This is a genomic window from Chloroflexota bacterium (assembly GCA_016875875.1).
Classification (GTDB): domain Bacteria; phylum Chloroflexota; class Dehalococcoidia; order GIF9; family UBA5629; genus 9FT-COMBO-48-23.
The window spans coordinates 85,533-107,034 of the sequence record VGOP01000001.1 but is presented as its reverse complement, the minus strand read 5'-3'; the positions used below and the strand labels follow the sequence as shown (position 1 = coordinate 107,034).

Here is a 21,502-nt window from a genome sequence, read left to right as displayed (position 1 = left end):
ACTTACGGGTAAAGATGTAAAGGACTGCCAATGTGTTATAATTCATTTCTTAACGGTGTCAAGAACACGTTTCAATAAACCAGAGTTTAAGGGTGTAATATTAGACCTGCACGGTGTCCTCATGTTTCATGGGAAAGTATACACCGGTGCTGTCGAATTGTTAAACTCTTTACGCCAAAAAGGGATTCCCTTTCGGATTCTTTCCAACAGCACCCTCGAAAGCCGAAAATCATGCGCCGGTAAATTGAGAAAAAAAGGGATTACTGTATATGAAGATGAGGTGATAACCGCCTCCTTTGCTACAGCCCAGTATTTGAAAACCCTGCACCCCGGGTCCTGCTGGATAATGCTGAAACGAGAAGGGCTGGATGAGTTCCGGGACTTTCACCACGATTCCAAGAACCCTGAATATGTCGTGCTTGGGGACTGTCGTGAAGATTTCAATTTCCAGAATCTCAACAAGGCACTGCGGTTGCTTTCCGGAGGTGCCAAGTTTATCGTTATGATACCTGAGATAGTTGACAACAGTATGGGGGAACTCGAGTTGAATGTAGGTGCTTACGGGAAAATGCTGGAAGAAGCTGCTAACATCAAAGCCACCTATATTGGGAAGCCCAATCGCTACGTCTTCGATATCGCTCTTAACACTATGGGGATAGCGGAAAAGAACAAAATTATTATGGTAGGGGACAGAATCAGCACCGATATCCTGGGTGCCAGAAATGCGGGGCTGAAGACGGCACTCGTGAAGACGGGTGAGTTCCGGGAAAGCGATCTGGAATCCCCTGTCATTCCGGACTATATCTTCAATTCAGTTCGCGAGGTAGGAGAACTTTTCCCTTGAACAACCAACTACAATAAGTTCTCCAGCCATTTGCAAACTCCTACGTAATTGGAAGCGGCCAGTTATGAGGCTATAACTAGACCTCAAGCGGTTGGGTACATTCCAGGATGAGCCCTACCTCATCACATTCAAAGTATTTCGGGCAGCGGCTACATTCATCCCATATCTTGGACGGGAGCTCCTCTTTTCCCTTCGGTTTAAACCCAAGCTTCTTGAAAAACTCTTCTATCAGTGTAAGGGCAATTATCTGCTCAATTCCAATCTGTTTGGCATCCTCTACCAGATACCTAACGATACTTGATCCCAGTCCTTGTCTCCGGAACTCTGGGTGTGTGGTAAGCGAACGTATCTCAGCAGTATCTTTCCAGAGCACGTGGAGACTTCCACAGGCCACAATCTTCGGTTCTCCCATCTCTGCCTTACCTTCGACCACAACGAAATCACGGATGTTTTCATATAAGTACTTCGGTCCTCTGGGGAGCATCAGATTAGAGGTGGCGCAGCTATTGATTAACGCCAGAATATCTTCGACGTCAGAAACATGAGCCCTGCTGATAGTGCAGTTTTCCATAGCGCTCAGTCTCTTCCCCGAAATTGGCTCCTATTTGTAAGCACCACTTTCGCACTAAAACGGTAGGGAAAAACACGGAGCTTCGATGATACAAGGTGATAAGTCCTAGGATTAGTCGCCATTTCTATCTCATAGAGACTCTAGTTAGCACGCATAATAAATGCTGGATTAAGTTTGAATTTCACCTACCTAGAAATCGCGATATATGATAAACTAGGTCATACAAATATTCAAATCGGGGGGCGGATATGGAAAAGCTTCACCATCTAATTAAGGCCGAGCAGCTCACGCCATCGATAGTTGCAGAGTTGCTCACAGATGCTGAAAACTTTAATCAATCATTTAAAGCAGGTGTAAGAAACTTTGAGAATCTGAAGGGCGTGACTGTTTGCAGTCTTTTTTATGAAGAAAGCACAAGAACCCGTTTTTCTTTTGAGAGGGCTGCCCTTCTCTTGGGAGCAAATGTAATCAGTACAGAAAATGCTGCTAAGTTCTCCTCGGCGGCTAAGGGCGAAAGTTTGGAGCATACCATTAAAGTGATCAGCGGGGCGGCCCAAAACCATTTAGGATACGCAGACATCATTGTATTGCGCCATCCAGAAAACGATGCAGCAGAGAGGGCAGCTAGAGTCTCATGGGTACCGATAATTAATGCCGGCTCTGGCTCTAACGAACATCCTACTCAAGCTTTACTTGATGCTTATACGTTTCAAAAGCTCTTGGGAAGATTGGACCATTTTACTATCTCCTTTATTGGAGACCTAAAGTTTTCCCGAGTAGTTAGTTCTGAGGCTGTTTTGCTCAGTCAATGTCCGGGAGTAAAAATGTTTTTTGTTGCTCCCCAAGGATTAGAAATAAGACCGGAATTGAAGTCTTATTTATCTCAAAAAGGGGGTGAATTTGAAGAAGCCTCAGATATTAAAGCAGTAGTTCAAGACAGTGATATTTGTTATGTGGTTCGAGTCCAAAAGAATCGAATAAAAGACAGCGAGCTCCTTCTAACTTACCAGCGGAACAAAGATAACTTTGCCGTGACTGACGAAGTCTATAAAATGAGCGAGCAAAAAGGAACCTTTTTCTGCCATCCCATGCCAGTTGATGAAGAGGAACAAGAAATTCGTCAAGAAATAGAAAACCTACCGCGGGTAAAAATGCTTGAACAGGCAGGATATGGTGTTCCAGTTCGAATGGCTATACTCGCCAAAGTTTGGCAGAATCAAAAAATATAGATTCAGTGCAAATTGGCTTTCGCCAACTATGACCCTAGCGTTGCTACCATTACCGCCTTTATGGTGTGAAGTCTGTTTTCAGCCTCGTCGAATACTATGGATGCCTCCGATTCGAAAACCTCCTCGGTGACTTCCATGCTCTCCAGACCGAACTTCTTGTAGATATCCTCGCCGACGGTCGTCTCCCGATTATGAAATGAGGGGAGGCAGTGCATGAACTTTACTCTCGGGTTGCCCGTAATTTTTAGCAATTCTTTATTTACCTGGTACGGTTTTAGAAGCTCTATCCTTTCTTTCCAGACTTCGGCTGGTTCACCCATGGAGACCCAGACATCAGTGTAAAGAAAATCGCAATCCTTTACCCCCTCTTGCAGGTTGTCCGTTACCTTTATGCGGGCACCTGTCTCTTTGGCTATTTCCTCCGCCTTTCGCACCAGCTCTTTGTTAGGCTGCAGACTCTTCGGAGCAACGCAGCGGAAATCCATTCCCATTTTCGCTGAGCCAACGAGGAGCGAGTTTCCCATATTGAACCTGGCGTCTCCTAGATATGCCAGCTTTACCTGGCTTAAAGGTTTGTCGGTATGCTCCATTATGGTAAGAATGTCCGCCAATACCTGGGTGGGATGAAACTCGTTGGTAAGGCCATTCCAAACAGGGACGTTTGAATATTCGGCAAGTGTCTCTACGATTTCCTGTCCGAATCCGCGGTACTCAATCCCATCGTACATCCTGCCCAGCACGCGGGCTGTGTCTTTCAAGGATTCCTTCTTCCCTAATTGCGAACTCGCCGGGTCCAGGTATGTTACCCTTGCCCCCTGGTCATAGGCGGCTGTTTCAAAAGCACACCTGGTTCTTGTGGAAGCCTTTTCGAAAATCAAAACGATATTCTTTCCGACCAACCTCGGCTGCTCGGTTCCCGCATACTTAGCTCTTTTCAGTTCCGCGGAAAGATCCAGCAGAAATCGGATTTCTTGCGGCGAGAAATCCAGTAATTTTAAGAAGCTCCTGTTTCTAAGGTTGTAAGCCATTTTTTAACTCCTCCCTTATCTATTTGGCATGAAAACTATAGAACAACCTGCTGGCTTAAGCTCGAGCAAACCTTTCGCATAGCCCAAAATTTTTTCTTGCGTCAGGCGTTAATGCCTTGACCACTCCTATCTTCAACGCCTTTTGCTGCATAGCCGTGAATTCGCCAACACCTCCTATATCTGCGGTAAGCGCCATAACCTTCATCTTGTTCTTATCTACTAGCCATTTTATAGCTGCTGAAGTATCCAAACCGCCACTATATGCCGGTACTACTTTATTTGCCATTCCTATGACCTGCGACTAAAAACTCTTTCTAAAATGCTCAGTGCCTCGTCTATATCTCCCTTAGTAATAATAAGCGGTGGCATAAACCGTAAGGCGTCTGGCTTGACCGGATTAACCAGCAAGCCTTCTTTTAGACAAGCCAGCACCAGCTCTTCAGCTATATTATCAGTAAAGCCCAAAGCCAATAACAATCCACGACCTCTTATCTCAACAATAAAACCGAATTTGGCTTTCATCTTTTCCAGGCTGGTTATAAAATACTGCCCCAGTTTTTTAACCTTACCCGGTATGTCATTATCGATGATAAACTTCAGCGTTGCCAGTCCAGCAGCACAAGCTAAAGGATTGCCGCCGAAAGTAGAGCCATGTTCACCGGGAGCAAAGACCGAGGCACTTTCCTTAGCCAAGAAAGCCCCGATGGGCACGCCACCACCTAATCCCTTGGCCAATGTCATTATATCCGGTTCAACTCCATATTGCTCATAACCGAATAGGCTTCCTATTCGGCCAATACCGGTTTGAATCTCATCCAGAATGAGCAGAATGCCTTTCTCGTCACACCAAGCTCGTATCTTCCCAAGATAGTTATCATCAGGCACATTAACCCCACCTTCACCCTGAATAGGTTCCACCATCACAGCGCAAGTTCGATGAGTGGTCGCGGCTTTGATCGCCTCGATGTCATCGTAATTTACATGAATAAAGCCATCTGGGAGGGGAATATAAGGTTGCTGAAACTTGTCCTGCCCTGTGGCTGCCACAGTAGCTAAAGTCCGGCCATGAAAGGAGCCATAAGTAGTGATAATCTCATAAGCTCCGTTAAGTCGAATCTTGCCATACCTGCGGGCTAATTTTATAGCCCCCTCATTAGCCTCAGCACCACTGTTACAAAAGAAAACCCGGTCAAGGCAACTATTATCAACCAATAATTTGGCCAGTTGTACTTGGGGAACAGTGTAGAACAGATTTGATGTATGAATAAGAGTTTGAGCCTGCTCCGTCAATGCCTTGACAATCACCGGATGGCAATGCCCCAAACTGTTAACCGCCGCGCCGGCAACAAAATCAAGGTACTCCTTGCCCTCGGCATCCCAAACTCGAGCGCCTTTACCTCGAACCAGGGTGACCGGCAAGCGTTTGATTGTCCGCATGAACAATTTCTGTTCTAGTTCCTGCCAGTTTTCCATTTCACCAACCTATTGTAGTGCCATCACCTTTGCCTTCAACCTCATCGAGCAAAGCGTGAGGTATCCTGCCATCAATAATTCGAGTTATCGGTATCTTAGCCAGGGCTAGGAGACAAGCCTCAATTTTGGCAACCATCCCACCCGAAGCCACACCGGAGACAACCAATTCCTTGGCATCCTGTGGGCTTAATTTGCGGATGAGATTCTTGGAGCTATCATAAAGGCCCATGACATCGGTGAGAAAAATAAGTTTTTCCGCCTTCAGAGCAGCAGCAATTTCACCGGCGGCAGTATCACCATTAACATTAAGTAAATTAGTATCAATATCCGAGCCTTCCAGCAAGCCAAGGCTTACCGGTGCTATGACCGGTATATAGCCAGCCTTCAGTAATATCTCTACTACAGCGACGTTAACTTTCAGTTCTTCCCCGGTATATCCTAGCTCCGGTGTTTTGTTTTTCGCCAAAATTAAGCCGCCATCAGCACCGCTCAGGCCTACGGCTTTACCACCTAATCTCCAGATGGCTGATACCAGCTCCTTGTTGACCAAGCCGGCCAGTACCGCGGTAACCACCCTCAATGTCTCTAAATCAGTTATCCTCAAGCCGCGAACAAAGTTGGTGGGTACGCCCAATCGCGCCAGCCAGCCAGACACGGCATTAGCACCACCGTGAATCACTACCAATGGCACGCCTTTTTTCTGCAGCGTCACTAGGTCTTCAACCGTGGTATCAGTGCTGCCAAAAGTGCTGCCACCAATCTTGATAGCCAGGGGGTTCATTCGTTCGTATCTCGCACTAGTAACTAACTTGTATAATCGCTATTTATAGTAACATATTCTTCAGATAGGTCGCACCCCCACGCCACAGCTTTACCCTCACCGAGGTTAAGGCACAATTTCATCAATACTTCCTTACCAGCTAAACTAGTGCTCACCTCCTGCTTGTCAAAAGGCACAGGGGAACCTTGTTTCATGACACAAAAGTCATTCAAATAAACATCTAACTTCCTCTCATTTACTTTTGCTCCACTACGTCCGAGTGCTGCCACAACACGCCCCCAATTAGGGTCATTGCCATGAATAGCCGCCTTAACCAGTGGCGAGCTAGCTACGATACGAGCTGCCAAGCGGGCTTGCGCTTCGTCGAGGGCACCATCTACATTAACCTCTATGAGCTTGGTGGCACCTTCACCATCTCGAGCCACACATTTAGCCAGATAAAGACAAACCTTGTCTAAAGCTTTTTGAAAGAGTTCGCCGTTACCTTCGTTTATAGTCTCCGTTTTAGCCAAACCATTAGCCAAAATCACCACAGTGTCGCTGGGGCTGGTATCGCCATCAACCGTAATCATATTAAATGAAACATCCACTGCTTTTTGCAACGCCGATTGCAGGAAACGAGCATCCACAGTCGCATCAGTAGTCAGAAAGCAAAGCATGGTAGCCATATTGGGATGTATCATCCCCGCCCCTTTCGCTACACCACCAATGGTGAAGCTACCTAACCCCGATTCAACGGATATAGCCGTCTCTTTAGGAAAAGTATCAGTGGTCATCATCGCCCTGGCTAGCTCATGCCCCCCATCCCTCGTGAGGGCAATCTGGCTAATACCCGCTCGGATTCGCTCCACAGGCAGTGGTACCCCAATCACGCCAGTACTGGCAACCAAAACATCCTCCGTTGACAGCCCCAGCTTCTCAGCCACTGACCGTGTCATCTCAACAGCATCGGCCATGCCCGAATCGCCAGTGCAGGCGTTGGCACAGCCTGAATTAATCACAACCGCCTGAGCCTTCCTGGCTTTTAAATGCTTCTGAGAAAGAGTTACCGGCGCTGCTTTAATGGCATTAGTAGTAAAGACACCAGCAGCTACACACGGCTTCTCGGAGCACAATATAGCCAAGTCCAGTTTCTCTCGGCTCTTTATGTTTGCTTTAACTGCCCCAGCCAGAAAGCCTTGTGGAGAGGTAACACTACCTGAAGCAATAACCTTAAAACTAGACTCCATAAATGAAATAACTATAGCACTTTTTAAGCTATAGCTCTAGTCAAAGGTTGCCTCAGAGTGATTAAAGCTAAAGAAAACATTCCAGGTGTAATCAAGTAGCCTTTTGGACTAGAACAAAAGGGAGAAGTGAGCGCGTTCTTCAACGGCTACTCGCCTTACTTCCTCGCCGCCATCACCTCGATAAAAGTCTCCAGAAAAGAGCGTGTTCTTTCTGCCGAGTACCCCCGCATGTCACTCATGTCACCATCTAGGTCAAGGAAGGGGATACCTCTCGAAATCAGAGCATCATTGATCACACGGACAGAAGCATTGGCATGGCGACAGGCAGTGGTAGAGAAATGAATCGCGCCATTAACATCATATTCGTCCACTAGTTGAAGCACACCATTCAGCCGCTGCTCAATGGAACCTACATAGGGATTCTTCAGACACCGCAGTGCCATTCCCTCGAAAGGATTTGCCTCATCAAGCTCATCCCAGTACACTCTGGCCAGTTCAGACATTACAATGCTCACTTTGTTTTTGCGGAAGATTTCGTTGATGTTTGTACGCTGTGCCGGAAACCAGGCCAGCCAGAGCACACGGAACTCCTCTGGTGCCACCTTGCCTTCCGCCATCCTCTGTTGGCATTCCTCGATTATCTTCAGGTAAAGCTGCTCCTGGAATGGCGTTCCCGAGAACATGTTTCCGATAATGGAGAGGTTGCATAGCCGGGAACCATCCCAGGGGAATGGTTTTGTTTTCCACAGTTCACCAAGCCGCCCGTAGGCAATACGCGCGCGGTTCGAGGCTCTAACACACTCTTGCAGCCGGTCAAAATCAAGTTTGTGACCACTCACCTCTTCGAGTTTGTGAGCAATACCTTGTAGCTGATTAGAGACATAGGCCACTGATTCCTTGCTGAGCTCATTGGGGACATCGAGCATCATGGCCTCTTTACCATAATACTGGGCAAAAATTTGGTTAGCTTTAGTCTTACCGTCGCAGAAGTGTGAGGTGGTAAGCAAAAGGTCGGCTTTGGGAAAATAGCCCAGGAAATAGCTGCCTAGCGCCAGGCGATGAAAAGAACAGAGGTCGATAGAATAACCCCTGTCCTCAGCTTTAGTCATGATGTCAACACAGCCCTTAGGGTCAACACCGGGGAGGAGATTGCAGCCGATTTCAAAGTCAAAGGGAACAACATCAAAAGCTGCCAAAAGCTCCATTGGGAACGAGTAGTAGGTGGTCCACACCACCTTCGCATCATCCTCAAAAGCTTTGAGCAAGGTTGATGTCATTTGTATGACATACATCAACCAGGCACGGGGCCTCTTCTGGCACTCTTCCTCCGCCGATTTCTTCATTCCTTCATAGAAACTCTTGAGCATATTTTTACCTCCTTCGGCTGTCCAGCATTTCGACAAAGGCCTCCACCCTGGTCGTGAGCTGACCACGGGTCCCCCACGTATAGTCGTTTTCCAAAAACAGCACCGCCACTCCTTCATCTTTCAATTTTTCCACAAAGTATGGCGCATCAGCTAGATGCTGGTCACAAAACTTGACCGAGGTGTAGACAACACCATCAACCGCATAAGCATCTACCAGCTCCCTTATTTCGGTAAGGCGCTCATTCAGGCCAGTCATGCGGGCACAGCGGAGTTTACTAAGATACCCGTGTGCCAGAGCCAGATATGGGTCGCCGCTGTCTTCATCCACCAGGTGCCCGAAATAGCGCAGAGCAGTACATAAATCAGCAGCAGCTACGTCGGCTCCAGCAGCTTCGATGATATTAAATAGGTCAGGACGGTCTATCACATTGCCACTGACAAGCACACGGGCTTTACTTTCTTTCCCACGTTGTTTTGCCAAACTTCTAGCATCACTATAATACTTCTTCAACTTTGCAATAAAGGACTTCTTGTCCATACTCAGTCCCTCAAGTCCAAGCTGGAATACCTCACTCCCGGATAGAGGCAGCGGTAGCTTGCGCTGAAGCTGATAAATGTGTTGCATCTGCGTGCGCATCTGGTTAGTTGTCTTGATAGCCTTGTTAAGCGACTCCAACGTTATTTCTTTCCCGAATTCCTGCTCCAGGGCACGTGCAAACTTGCGTAACTGGCCAGCAAAATATTCTACAGCAGCCTCGTCCTGGTTCTTAGGCACCTCCAGCATATAGGCAAAGCGAGTGCCGACATATGACCTCCACACATCATACAAGCGGTGCATGCCATCACACGACCTGACAAAGACCAGCCCATCTAGATGCTTAGTTTCACCATTAAGCCCAAGTGCTAAAATGCTTTTAACGTAAGGACATAAGTTGGAATATATATAGGCATCAGCCACCGCGGCTGATTCACCACCTCCGCTGAGCCGCATGGGAAAAAGACCGGCAGCCATAGCTATCTCCTCCGGGGCAAAAGCACAAAGCCAGCCAATCTTCGGTTTAGCGTTCTCCATTCCCTACCTCCTTTTTTCTCGCGTTTACTATTCTGCCACCACTTAATCTTAAATCAAAGAACATAACATTAAACAGCGATGTTCGTTTGGAAAATTGATATTTAACTCTGAAAAACGGGTTTGCGTTTGTCTACGAAAGCCTTCAATCCTTCTTTTCCGTCTGGGTGCTCAGCACAGCTGCGAAGTCCAAATCGCTCTCGCTCGATGTGTGTCTCGAAGGCACTATTGAATGAATCTGTAAGCAGCTGTTTCGACCACCCAAAGGAATTGAGTGAGCCCTTACTCAATTCGTGAGCCATATTCATTGCTTCTTCCAGTGCCTGCCCGTCATCTACAACCTTGTTTACTAGCCCCCAAGCCACTGCCTTCTCAGAGGAAATTGGAGCGTCAAACCCAACGATTTCTAGAGCGCGGGCGAGGCCTACAAGCCTCGGAAGCGTGAATGTGCCTCCACCATCGACACAAAGTCCGTTTGAGGTATAGGCTTGTCTCAGAGTAGCAGACCGAGCCATGACACGGAAATCGCAAGCTAGCGCCAATGAGAAACCACCGCCGGCTGCAGCTCCGTTGATGGCTGCTATAACTGGTTTAGGCATCCGGCGAATCTCCAGTATTGCCTGATGGAAACTCGCCGCCAACTTGTGAAAGGCTGCAGAAGGACCGAGCGGAAACTCGGATACCCATTTCAAATCACCGCCGGCACAAAAGCCTTTGCCCTCGCCCGAGATCACTACACCTCGTACAGTGTTATCTACAGCAAGGGCAACAACGTGGCGCGTGAAATGCTCAATCATATCATGATCGAAAGCGTTGAATACTGCCGGTCGGTTTAGAATTAGTTTTGCTATCCTGTTATCCTGTGTAACTGTCACGGGTTCTGACATATTTTTCACCTCCTTTTTCACTCTTTCTTGCGCTCTTCCGCTCGTAGTTCCATAACAATATGGCCCCAGCCACCACATTGCAGGCCGACATCGGAGCAGCCTACCCGTTTGAAGCGCATCTCATTAGGGTCCACACCGGCATATATTAACTCATTTGCTGTGTAAATTAACGTTGCCAGTGGCATTAAGGCGAAGAGGCAGACCTTCTTGGGGCAGAGTTTGGTGATAAGATTGCCATGTCCGCCTATATAAAATTTATCACCCACCTTATGCTGGCTATCACACCCGTGTGCCTCCACCACCTCGGCAATGAACGTCTTGCTTAACAACGCATTAGTCTTGGAAAGAACATCTACATTTCGGGGGTCCTTTTTAAACTGCTCCATTTCTTTATCAGTGTAACCCAGGTGCCTCTGCAAAACTTTCCATTCATCTTCGCTGACTTTCATTTCGCTTCCTCCCTTAATAACGTTTTGTTATTTCCAGCATAACAGAGCATGACAGGCTTGTCAATACAAAATATAACATTATGTTATATTTATTGTCGATTTTTAGCCAAATATTACAAACTGTGATAGAATTCAAATATGGCCGACCGCAGCATCGGTATGAGAATTCAGCAGACCAGAAAGGAACTTGGTCTCACCCAGGAGGAACTAGCAGCCAGGCTAGGCTGTACACAGGCGGCCCTATCAAACTACGAGCTGGGCAAAAGGCGACTTTATCTCGCCAGTTTGGAGCAAATCGCAGAGATACTGGGCAAGCCGCTGAGCTACTTCCTGGAATCACTTGCCAGCCCTGGTGAAGACGATGTCAAAAGCTGGTATCCCCGATATCCTTATCGCTAAAGAGTAGGGTGATGATGCAGCCAGTATGCGCACTGCAGCCATCATGATAATAGAGCCAGCTATGGCCTGTGCCAGCCAATATCAGGGCAGGCGCCACTTTATACTCTACATCCTCACAACTTACTATCTTTTGCGCTCTTCAACTCGCAATTCCATAACAATGCGTCCCCATCCCCCACATTGCAATCCCACGTCGGAGCAACCTGCCCTCTTAAATCGCATCTCGTTCGGGTCAACGCCAGCATAACAAAGCTCACCTGATACCTGAATTAACCCTCCCATCGCGCCCAAAGCGGCGATGCAAATTCTCTTGGGGCAGAGCTTGGTTAACAAGTTGCCTGACCCGTCAAAGTAGAATTTATCACCAACCTTATGCTGGCTATTGCACCCATGCGAATCCACCACCTCTATAACGATTGTGTTATTCATCAATGCCGGCGCTTTGGAAATAATATCTTCGTTTCTCGGATTCTCCCTGAATTTCTTCATTTCTGCATCGGTATAGCCCAGATGCTTCTGGTAGAACTGCCACGTGTCTTCGTTGACTTTCATATTTTCCCTCCTTTTTATAGCCTATTATCATTTCTCGTGTAAGGATTTGCCTCTGGTGTCCTGAAAACAACCGAGATTACAACTAACACTATCCCAGCGCTGAGAAAACCAATGCCATACATCCTCATGGGAGCCACAATATCAGCAGCCAACTGAGGTAACTTCGACTGAAGCCCAAGTAATATGCTCGATTCACCGACAAGGCGGCTAAGGACCTGACTAATCAATACATCAAGCAGCGAGCCTAAAATACAAGCCACACCGACAAGAATGAAGGTTATGCCGATAGACCGCGTAATCGGCTTCGGCTGCCACCAGTGCACCAGAGCTATCAGCAAGACCAACAGAACAGCTAAGACAATCATAGCCTTATAGGCCAAGTCTACATAACCTATAATCCTCCTGACCTGCTCAAGCTGTGCCATCACTTGCGAACCTACAGCCGTCTCACTAAGCACAAAGCTTGAAGGTATAACATTGTCAATCCCGGCGTATATTTGTGACATATAGGCATCTATCTGGCCTTGTAAAGCGCCCTGTAGCTCTGGAGGTAGCAACTGAAGCACAGCCTCGCTTACTTTTTCCTTGACCGCAGCCCTCACCGGCTCAAGGGAAATAATAACGTTTAGCTCCCGGTTTTCCTTGAGGTATGCGTAAACGTCGCGGATAACTTTGTCAGCCTGCTCCTCGAACCATGGCGTGAGCTCAGTGACCAACTCATCTACGGTCTCAGTATCGATATACTGCTGACCTGGTATCAGTGTTTTTGCCTGCTCAATTACCACCGGATAGACATCCAATTTCTCAAGCTCATCCGTAACAAAGTCGGGATTGAGAATGGTCAGGTTCAAGGAGATGACGAGTCCCAGAAGCACTAAGACGTCGAGCAGCAGAAAACCAAAAACGCCTGAGAAAAATCCCCTCACTACATTCATCGAAATGTGGGCTAATTATTGACTATCTGAACTCTTAGCGTCAACTTTTTTCACCCTGTCATTGCGAGTCCTTCCGCAGAAGGACGTGGCAATCTGCACACAGCAACTACGTCTGCCTCCGCTAAGAATCATATCAAAGTAGTGCCACCCGTGGGGGTGGCACCTAAAAACAGAAGGCATTAGTGTTGAAACACTAGTCCAAAGTGGTATAATTAACAATGTGGTAAGTCAATATACGCATAATGGAATGGCGTGGTGAGTCTATATTATGGAATCTTCATCTATTTTATTAATTTCTACAACACTAGTCATTACAGCAGCAATGGCCATTGTATTTACTTTTTTTATCCAGAGAAGCATCGTAATACGAAGCCGATATTCGCGTGAACAACTGTGGGAAGATTTAGACAAACATTCTAAAGTTCTTAATGACAGCATTGCTGAAAAGAAGAAGCGAGAAATACAATCGACTGGCCTAAAAACATTTTATTATCTTGATGAGAGTCAAATTAAAGATTTATATCCACAAATCGCTGGAGGCATTACGGCAGAGCAGATTCAAACAAAACGATTAAAAGGAAGCAAGAAAGGAATATCCGCTAAATTAAAAATAGTTGAACCCGAATATCATCAAGAGGCAGCGGATGAAAAAACTACGACGTATAGTGTGAAGCAACATTTATCATTACAATACAATGAAATTGAACGTTATTTATTCGATAAAAGTCAAGTCACATTTGCATTAGAGGATTTTGAAAGTGATGAAGCCTTGATTCAACAAGCTGAAAATACGGTAAACGAGATCAGAGACAGTGGTCTTGATATACCTGAAGAAACTATGCGCAGGTTATTAGCAAAAAAGATGGAGAAGTTAGCCTCTCAAAATATTAAGAGACTAGAAAATGCAAGTGGATACATAGCCATCAAATGCGAAGTAATTGCGATGAATACAGAGGAAACCGAGTATCAACGTCTTCAATATGAGCATCCGCTAAGCAAATACCTCTCCCAAGAAGAAAACAAAGCAGCTATCCAAATAAATTGTGCAAAAGAATCTATAACTCCATCGGGATGTAATGCCTTCGCGAAACATAAAAGAGCAAAAATAACTTGCCTCGGCAAAGTACTAAGCTGGGATCCTAATACAAACACACTGCAAATAAGCCCAATAGCAATCTATTAAGCCGTTTTCCCAAGCACCACCCACCTACGGGTGACCGTCTCAAGCACCCATAAACCTATTGAGAATCAGCACCTTTCGCCTTCCGCTTCAGCTCGTAGAGCCTGGTGATGGCTTCGAGGGGAGACATGGAGTCGACATCGAGCTGGCTGATTTCCTCAATCAGCGGCGATTTATCACCAAACATCGCAAGCTGCGGAGGCGATTCCTTCTTGGGTCGCACGGCTTTAGCCTGCTTTTGCCGGGGCTGGTCGCTTTCCAACTTCGCCAGAATCTCCTCAGCCCGGTGCACCACCGATGCCGGCAGCCCCGCCAGTTGCGCCACGTGTATGCCGTAGCTCTTATCGGCTCCGCCAGGGACTACTTTGCGCAGGAAAATAACCTTGCCCTCCTCTTCAGTCACCGCCACGTTGAAGTTCTTGACCCGGGACAGAAAGCCTGCCAGCTCCACAAGCTCGTGATAGTGGGTGGCAAAAAGGGTCTTTGCCCTGAGCCTGGGGTGATTGTGTATGAACTCGGCCACCGCCCAGGCAATGGAAAGCCCATCGTAGGTGCTCGTCCCCCGCCCGATTTCGTCCAGTATAATCAGCGACTTTGCAGTGGCGTTGTTTAAAATATTGGCGGCTTCCACCATCTCCACCATAAACGTCGATTGGCCGGCAGCCAGGTCCTCCTGGGCACCAATTCGGGTAAAGATGCGGTCAACGATGCCTATGCTGGCTGAATCAGCCGGAACGAAGCTGCCGATTTGAGCCAGGAGCACAATCAGCGCCACCTGCTTCAAGTAGGTGGACTTGCCCGACATGTTAGGACCGGTAAGTATAATGAGCTGTGTATCTTTATTGCACAGGTAAGCATCGTTAGGTATAAAGCCGCCGCTGCCCAGGCTTCTCTCCACCACCGGATGCCGTCCGCCCCTGATGGTTATGGCATCCTCGGCGGTCAACTCCGGCCTGACATACCCGTGCCTGACCGCTGCCTCAGCCAGACTGGAAAAGACATCAATCTCAGCCAGAGCCTTTGCCGAAGATAGTATCTGCTCTCCATAGCCGGCTATCTGCTGGCACACCTGCCGGAAAATCGCCGTTTCAAGCTCGACTATCCTGTCCTGCGCGTTGAGTATTAACGATTCATATTCTTTAAGCTCCGGTGTGAAGAAGCGCTCGCCACCGGTTAATGTCTGTTTTCGAATATAGCTTTCCGGCACCGATTCAAGGTTGGACTTGGACACCTCTATGTAATAGCCGAACACCCGGTTATAGCCTACCTTTAAGTTCTTAATGCCGGTGCACTCCCGCTCCTTTCGTTCCAGGTTCGCCAGGTAGCTTTTAGCCTCCGATGACGCCTGCCGAATTTCGTCCAGCTCTTTAGAAAAGCCAGCCCTTACAACACCACCTCGCTCCAGTGTAGCCGCAGGCTCGTCGACAATCGCTCTCTCGATTAAGCTCACCACATCGGGGCAGGGCTTCAATTCAGAGCTGAGCCAGGCGGGGAAACCTTCGCTGCCTTCTATCTCCGTCTTCACCTCAGCCAGCTTCTCCAGGCTGGAACGCAGGGCAACCAAATCCCTGGGTGTGGCTATACCACCCCTGACGCGATTGACCAATCGCTCCAGGTCAGCGATATCACCAAGAAGGGACATGATATTACGCCTGATCAGCGTGTTCTGGTAGAACCAGGTCACGGCCTCCTGCCGACTATTCAATTGCTTTATGTCAAGCAGCGGCTGTCCCAGCCATTTCTTGAGCAACCTGCCTCCCATAGCCGTTTGGGTTAAATCGATTACAGAGAATAGCGAGCCGGAGGTGGCTCCCCAGCGAGCTGAGGTGAAAAGCTCAAGATTGTTACGGGTATGGGCATCGAGTACCATAAAGGATTGAGTGGCATAGGTAGCCAGGTGGTCCAGTTGCCCCAGCGCTGACTTCTGGTTCTCCTGAAGATAATGAATGATGGCACCGGCAGCCCTGACAGCCAGAGGCAGGTGAGCGCAGCCATAACCTTCAAGTGAAGCCACGGCAAAATGGTCGATTAAAACCTGAGCTGCGGTCTCCAGGTCAAAAAAGTAATCATCGAGACGGGTTACCGATGGCGGCAGTGTCAGCAGGCTACCATCCAGATTTTCGGGAAGCAAAAGCTCAGCCGGGTGCAGGCGCTCCAGCTCGTCGGAAACCTGACTCAAGGCAAGCTGTGCCGTAGCGAACTCGCCGGTGGTTATGTCCACATAAGAGATGCCTGCCTCATCGCCGTCGATAACCAGGCTGACCAGATAGTTATTGCTCTTGTCCGTTAGAAGTCCGGGCTCTACCACCGTACCCGGCGTCACCACGCGGATGACATCGCGCTCCACCAGCCCTTTGCCCGGCGGTGTCATCTGCTCGCAGATAGCTACCTTATAGCCCTTGCCGATGAGCTTAGCCAGGTAGTTGTCCAGCGCATGGTAAGGAATACCAGCCAGAGGCACGCGCTGCCCCTTTCCCATTTCCCTGGAAGTCAGGGTGATTTCCAGTTCTCTTGCCGTGGTTCTGGCATCATCGTCAAAGGTCTCGTAGAAATCGCCCAGCCGGAAAAAGACTATGGTATGGGGATAGCGCTGCTTGATTTTAAGATATTGCCGCCTCAGGGGAGTTATAGGCATATTCCACCCACCCCCTATTTTACTACTTCCTAAGACAAGGACGAAAGGAGCATTAGTCATCCAACAAATCAATTGCAGATTAAAATTTAGAAGCTTTTGCCACAAATTAAACCATTGACTCTTTTTCCCGTCGTTTGCTATACTTTCCTCAATCAAATAATAATAGTAGTCAGGGTGCCCCCAGGTGACGGGGGGCTTAATTGGAGAGCAAGCCGGTGGAACTCCGGCACAGTCCCGCCTACTGTGAAAGTCAGAACGCCTGCCCTGTAGTACTATCTGCCTCCGCGGAGTAAGGGGGTGGGATTTGTTATTTTGAGAAATCCCCCTGCTCTCGGGAGCATGGGGGGTTTTTTTACGGAGGAGGCCTGAAATGAAAGAACGCATCAATCATTTATTGTACCTGGCAGTCACGCTTGGCTTGATTTGCTGTGCTGCTTGCGCCACTCCATCTCCACCTACGGAGACCAAACCACCACCCTCACCACCTGTTGAAATACAAGTACCACAGGACAAGCCTGAACCACCACCTGAAGAGTTACCACAATTCCCTTTAACTGTCGTCGATGACCTGGGCAGGAAAGTACAAATTGCGCAACTTCCCCAACGGATTGTGTCCTTGGCTCCGAGCAATACCGAGATCCTTTATGCCCTAGGGCTCGAAGACAAGCTTGTAGGTACCACCGACTACTGCGACTATCCAGAAGCAGCTAAATCCAAGCCACGAGTAGCTAGCTATACCACACCCAACCTAGAAAAAGTTGTCTCAGTCCAACCAGACCTTATTCTTGCCGAAGCGATCCACGAAAAGACGGCGCTTCCGGCTATGGAGAACCTAGGACTTACAGTCATCGTTACATCAGCCAAGTCCTTGGATACCGTGCTGAACGATATCAAGTTGGTGGGACAGGTTAATGGAAAGAGCAAAGCAGCCGAAAGGTTGGTTGACAGTTTAACCGAGAGAATACAAGCAGTGGTGTCGAAAACGGCTACGTTAACTCCGGAACAGCGCCTTAGAGTCCTCTACGTTGTGTGGCATGACCCAATCTGGACAATGGGGCGTGAAACCTTCATTAATGACCTCATCTGGAAGGCTGGAGGAATTAACGTTTTTGCCGCCGACTTCGAGAAATCACGAGTCGTCTCACTGGAGGCGATTATCCAGAAGGACCCTCAGGTCATCATAGTCAGCGGCATGGGCACAACCGGAGACCTGATATACAACAATATAAAGAAGGAAACTCGGCTGGCAGATGTAGATGCGATGCGCAACAACCGCGTGTTTAAAATAAGCGATGCTAACCTGATTGAGCGCCCCGGCCCCAGAATAGCTGATGGCCTGGAGGAGGTAGCAAGGCTGCTTCATCCCGAGATTTTCGGCACCTCGAAATAAGAAGGCCTTCGGCTTATCACAGTCGAGAGAAGGACATGAAGATAAGGCGAGCTTCCATCACGTGTCTTTTCATTATCTCATCGATACTGGGCAATATGCTGCTGGCCACTAGCCCAAAGCCAGTTTCAGCAGACTCGGAGTCACTTAGATGGACTCGCATCAACACACCAGGAGCGCTTCCCGACAGCAATGATATCGTCAGTCCCTGCGAGGTCAATCGTATCGTAATCGGTTCAGACGGCAAGACCTTTTACGCCGTGGATATTGCGAATCCAAACAATGGTAATGGCAGCAGAGCCCTCTACAAATCAACGAATAGCGGCGCATCCTGGAGCGATACTATTAGCCGGTACCTTTACCAAGCAATGACGCCAGCTGAGCAAGCTAACTTTCACGTGTGGAATGTAGCCGTAGCTCCAGACGACATCAATTTTGTCGCCGCTATTGCTAACGACAGCGCCAGTATTCTGCCTCGAAGCGTTTGGGTATCGAAGAACGGGGGCACTGAATGGCAGAATACGAATTGCCCTGCAGCCAGCAACATAAGCGCCATTGATATCTCTATGAGCTACGGCAGCCGCGATATCGCCATTGCCACCCGTACCGGAGCTGGCGGCGGCACCATTTGGATTCTAAAGGCACCTGAGTATGATACCTGGATTAATCAGGGCTTCACCGGCGATATATTGTCCCTGAAATTCTCGCCCAACTACCCCGGCGATGCCATCATAGCCATTGTCTACACAGACGCAACCGGCACTTATCTTAATGCCGGCATTCACGACTTGGATAACAATACCACCAACTGGACTACGGTCTACGGTGGCTCTCCGCCAGAAATCACCGCAGGAGCTCCAGGTACCTCACCCACAGCAAACCAGGTCATCGGCGCCGACTTAGAGCTACCTATCGACTTTTCAGGCCAAGCACTTAGCCTGCGCCGCTACTATATCAGCGTCGACGACGCTGGAGCCACCGGTAATGGTGGCATTTACCGCATCGATGACACCATGATATATCAATTGATGTCCGCCACTACAACCAAGAGGATTTCCAGCATCTCCTGCTACGGCACCTATGCGTCAGGCAAGCTTCTTGCCGGTGAAGTTCTTGGCGACCCCTGCTCAGCTACTGTGATGACCTGGTTTACCGATTCACCCACCACCTGCCCCATCCCATGCTGGTATCCAGCCATGAAGCCACTTACTGGGGCTGCCGGCACTGACAACTGCACCGGCTCCGGCTACGGTAACACACAAGTTGCCTGGTCACCCGACGGCTCAATCGCCTACGCTGGAACAGCCAGTAGCGCAGTTCTTGTAGCCGGCGCCAACTGGCCAATTCCCTACCTTGTCGGTGAAGACCTCGATGAATCAGCCTTCTCCATAACTCGCAACAACGGTGAAACGTGGAACCAGCTTGCCTTGATAGATACCAAAATCAGCCGGTTCACTGACATAGCCCCATCTCCGGATTGCTCAACTATCTATCTGGCTTCAGTGAGTGATAATGTTGACTGCTCTGGATTCGATAGCGTTTGGCGCAGCCAGAGCTCACCAGTCGACACCTATTGGGAGCGCGTGCTGTGCACGCCTACCACAGACCAACGCTGTGCTTCCGGTCAAACCGATTTAGCCATTCTCAGACTGGCGGGCGATAAAGCTGATGGTCAGGTGGTGGTATGGGCAGCCGTGGGGACACAAAAGATAATGTGGTCGCCGGACTTCGGTGATTATTGGACTAATATCATCAGTCCCAGGCTCGCTGTCCAGGACATAGCAGCCGAGGATAGCAGCACTTTGTATATCCTTAGCCCTGACGGCCTGGTGCAGAAGTTCATCTTCAGCGGAACAGGTTGGGTATCCCATGCCGTCGTCCCTACCGAACTCGATACCGGATACAGCATCGCCACCGCCTATATTGGGCTAACACCGGATAATGACAAGGGACACATCGTCGTGGGCGGAGGAGGCGTTGGCATCTATGACGTGGCTTACTCCACAGATGGTGGCACTACCTTCAGCACTATCACCAAGCAGCTTCCCACAAGAGGCAATACGCTGGTAGTCGCCCATTCTGGCTACAATAGCAACGGGGAGATTTTTGCCATAAACACCGGCGGCATGTATGAGTGGTCAATCTACTACGGCGGTGGAACCTGGTCCTGGCCCATTCCTGAAAGAGATAATTGGGCAACACTGTGGGGAGGGCAAGGCTGGCCAACCCCCACCACCGGCTTAACCATATCCCGAAGCGGCAACTTCTATTTCTCTGACGCCTGGGGCTCGTATGTCAGATGGGCATGGGCCGGTGCCGGCCTTGACCCACTTGTCAACTTCGGCACAGACCCTACCACAAGGCTCAGAATATGTGGCGGCTTATCATCCGGCGAGCCTATAACCATCTGGCTCATTGACCAGCGCCCCTATAATCCACCCCAGGGCGGAGTCTGGAGATATATAGACGACCTCGCCTGGAACGGCCCCACTCCCACATCACCGATAACCAATGCTACAGTAAAATATGACCCGGTAAGCGGCAGAGCCAGCGAGATAAACCTCACATGGCAGCCGAGTTCTTTATCCAGGGGCTATCGAATTCAGATAGCCAAGGACGAAGATTTCGCCATACTGGTCGCCGATATAGGTAGTGCCTGGAGTGGACCGTTTTACATCCCACCTGACTTAGATGCTCCGGCGTTGTTCATACCTCCCGGCGGCGGTACAGTCCTTGATGCCAATAGCGATAACTGGACAGTACCTGCCCTCGAGGCCGGTCACTCTTACTATTGGAGAGTCATGGTTCAAGATGTGGCCACAGGCGATGCCATCCAAAGCCCGTGGTCATGGCGGGAAATTTTTACTGTTCAGGCCGGCCTGCCTACAACCCACCCTTATTATGGTCTTCAGTTGCTATCGCCGGATAACGGCTGTATCCATTGCCCGGTCAAGCCAGCGTCGTTCTCCTGGTCACCATTCCAAGGTACACAAAGATACAAGTTCGTTCTAGCCAAAGATGCGGCGATGACTGATGTTGTAGTCGAGACAGAATTGCCCACCACCAGCTACAGTTATGTAGTCACATTGGACTACAGCACTGCCTATTTCTGGCAAGTCATGGCAATTGAGCCGGTGCCCAGCGATTGGAGTGCTACCTTCTGCTTCCAGACCCAGCCTCCACCAGCACCACAACCACCATCTTATCCTCAACGCCCAATTCCGGCGTGGGCTTGGACAATAATTATATGTGGCCTACTGGTAGACATATATCTATTTGTGCTCCTTCTTCGGCGGTTACTCTAGTGCAATTTCTAAGCAGTCTTGGTATCATCATCGAATTTCTCATAGAAATCACCCGGTCGTAAGAAGACTATAGTTGGTGATAGCGTTGCTTTGGTAAATTCACTACCTTCAACTCAAGACGGATTGACAATCAGTCACTATGTCTGGTAACAGCAAACTAGCTGCTATAGAACTTTGGCCTC

19 protein-coding genes and 1 riboswitch are annotated in these 21,502 nt (G+C 48.8%); of the genes, 6 read left to right on the top strand and 13 right to left on the bottom strand.

The features are described 5' to 3' along the window. The first annotated feature begins 121 nt into the window (after positions 1-121). Positions 122-844: an HAD-IIA family hydrolase gene (locus FJ023_00495; protein MBM4445825.1), complete on the top strand. Its 723-nt coding sequence runs from the start codon at positions 122-124 to the stop codon at positions 842-844. 76 nt (positions 845-920) lie between these two features. Here the strand turns inward: FJ023_00495 and FJ023_00490 are convergent, their stop codons facing one another. Next, entirely contained in the window at positions 921-1,415 is a 495-nt protein-coding gene (locus FJ023_00490; protein ID MBM4445824.1) for an N-acetyltransferase, read from the bottom strand. A 248-nt stretch (positions 1,416-1,663) separates the two neighbouring features. Here FJ023_00490 and pyrB point away from each other — a divergent pair, with 248 nt between their 5' ends. Then, complete coding sequence (gene pyrB / locus FJ023_00485; protein ID MBM4445823.1) at positions 1,664-2,644, top strand: aspartate carbamoyltransferase; 981 nt, start codon at positions 1,664-1,666, stop codon at positions 2,642-2,644. Between the two features lie 26 nt (positions 2,645-2,670). Here pyrB and argF read toward each other — a convergent pair whose 3' ends face one another. The 9 genes from argF to FJ023_00440 all read right to left on the bottom strand — a co-directional run bounded on the left by argF (position 2,671) and on the right by FJ023_00440 (position 10,927). After that, a complete protein-coding gene (gene argF / locus FJ023_00480) occupies positions 2,671-3,672 on the bottom strand; it encodes an ornithine carbamoyltransferase (protein MBM4445822.1) in 1,002 nt (333 codons plus the stop codon). Between the two features lie 55 nt (positions 3,673-3,727). Beyond that, positions 3,728-3,958 (bottom strand): hypothetical protein, encoded by a 231-nt coding sequence (locus FJ023_00475; protein MBM4445821.1) that lies wholly within the window; start codon positions 3,956-3,958, stop codon positions 3,728-3,730. A 2-nt stretch (positions 3,959-3,960) separates the two neighbouring features. Next, positions 3,961-5,145 (bottom strand): acetylornithine transaminase, encoded by a 1,185-nt coding sequence (locus FJ023_00470; protein ID MBM4445820.1) that lies wholly within the window; start codon positions 5,143-5,145, stop codon positions 3,961-3,963. 1 nt (position 5,146) lies between these two features. Next, positions 5,147-5,926, bottom strand: a complete 780-nt coding sequence (gene argB / locus FJ023_00465; protein MBM4445819.1) for an acetylglutamate kinase — start codon at positions 5,924-5,926, stop codon at positions 5,147-5,149. A gap of 23 nt (positions 5,927-5,949) precedes the next feature. Further along, complete coding sequence (gene argJ / locus FJ023_00460; protein ID MBM4445818.1) at positions 5,950-7,155, bottom strand: bifunctional glutamate N-acetyltransferase/amino-acid acetyltransferase ArgJ; 1,206 nt, start codon at positions 7,153-7,155, stop codon at positions 5,950-5,952. A 155-nt stretch (positions 7,156-7,310) separates the two neighbouring features. Then, positions 7,311-8,639, bottom strand: a complete 1,329-nt coding sequence (locus FJ023_00455) for a 2-hydroxyacyl-CoA dehydratase (GenBank protein ID MBM4445817.1) — start codon at positions 8,637-8,639, stop codon at positions 7,311-7,313. Further along, positions 8,527-9,594 (bottom strand): 2-hydroxyacyl-CoA dehydratase, encoded by a 1,068-nt coding sequence (locus FJ023_00450; protein ID MBM4445816.1) that lies wholly within the window; start codon positions 9,592-9,594, stop codon positions 8,527-8,529. The genes FJ023_00455 and FJ023_00450 overlap by 113 nt, the downstream gene beginning before the upstream one ends. 101 nt (positions 9,595-9,695) lie before the next feature. Further along, positions 9,696-10,478, bottom strand: a complete 783-nt coding sequence (locus FJ023_00445) for an enoyl-CoA hydratase/isomerase family protein (GenBank protein MBM4445815.1) — start codon at positions 10,476-10,478, stop codon at positions 9,696-9,698. Between the two features lie 17 nt (positions 10,479-10,495). Continuing rightward, positions 10,496-10,927, bottom strand: a complete 432-nt coding sequence (locus FJ023_00440) for a hypothetical protein (GenBank protein MBM4445814.1) — start codon at positions 10,925-10,927, stop codon at positions 10,496-10,498. A 138-nt stretch (positions 10,928-11,065) separates the two neighbouring features. Here FJ023_00440 and FJ023_00435 point away from each other — a divergent pair, with 138 nt between their 5' ends. After that, complete coding sequence (locus FJ023_00435; GenBank protein MBM4445813.1) at positions 11,066-11,326, top strand: helix-turn-helix transcriptional regulator; 261 nt, start codon at positions 11,066-11,068, stop codon at positions 11,324-11,326. A 123-nt stretch (positions 11,327-11,449) separates the two neighbouring features. Here FJ023_00435 and FJ023_00430 read toward each other — a convergent pair whose 3' ends face one another. Both FJ023_00430 and FJ023_00425 read right to left on the bottom strand, forming a co-directional pair. Continuing rightward, positions 11,450-11,896: a hypothetical protein gene (locus FJ023_00430; GenBank protein ID MBM4445812.1), complete on the bottom strand. Its 447-nt coding sequence runs from the start codon at positions 11,894-11,896 to the stop codon at positions 11,450-11,452. Next, positions 11,893-12,813, bottom strand: a complete 921-nt coding sequence (locus FJ023_00425) for a hypothetical protein (GenBank protein ID MBM4445811.1) — start codon at positions 12,811-12,813, stop codon at positions 11,893-11,895. Before FJ023_00425 ends, FJ023_00430 begins: the two co-directional genes overlap by 4 nt. Positions 12,814-13,081: 268 nt before the next feature. Between FJ023_00425 and FJ023_00420 the strand changes: the two genes are divergently transcribed. Further along, a complete protein-coding gene (locus tag FJ023_00420) occupies positions 13,082-13,996 on the top strand; it encodes a hypothetical protein (GenBank protein ID MBM4445810.1) in 915 nt (304 codons plus the stop codon). Positions 13,997-14,051: 55 nt separating this feature from the next. On the opposite strand, the gene mutS is transcribed toward FJ023_00420, so the two are convergent. Beyond that, the gene (mutS, locus tag FJ023_00415) at positions 14,052-16,628 is read right to left on the bottom strand and encodes a DNA mismatch repair protein MutS (protein MBM4445809.1); all 2,577 of its coding nucleotides are present in this window, start codon (positions 16,626-16,628) and stop codon (positions 14,052-14,054) included. Between the two features lie 155 nt (positions 16,629-16,783). Continuing rightward, a riboswitch (cobalamin riboswitch) is annotated at positions 16,784-16,910 on the top strand. Between the two features lie 88 nt (positions 16,911-16,998). Here mutS and FJ023_00410 point away from each other — a divergent pair. Both FJ023_00410 and FJ023_00405 read left to right on the top strand, forming a co-directional pair. Continuing rightward, the gene (locus FJ023_00410) at positions 16,999-18,018 is read left to right on the top strand and encodes a cobalamin-binding protein (protein MBM4445808.1); all 1,020 of its coding nucleotides are present in this window, start codon (positions 16,999-17,001) and stop codon (positions 18,016-18,018) included. Between the two features lie 35 nt (positions 18,019-18,053). After that, positions 18,054-21,320, top strand: a complete 3,267-nt coding sequence (locus FJ023_00405) for a hypothetical protein (protein ID MBM4445807.1) — start codon at positions 18,054-18,056, stop codon at positions 21,318-21,320. The last annotated feature ends 182 nt before the right edge of the window (positions 21,321-21,502 follow it).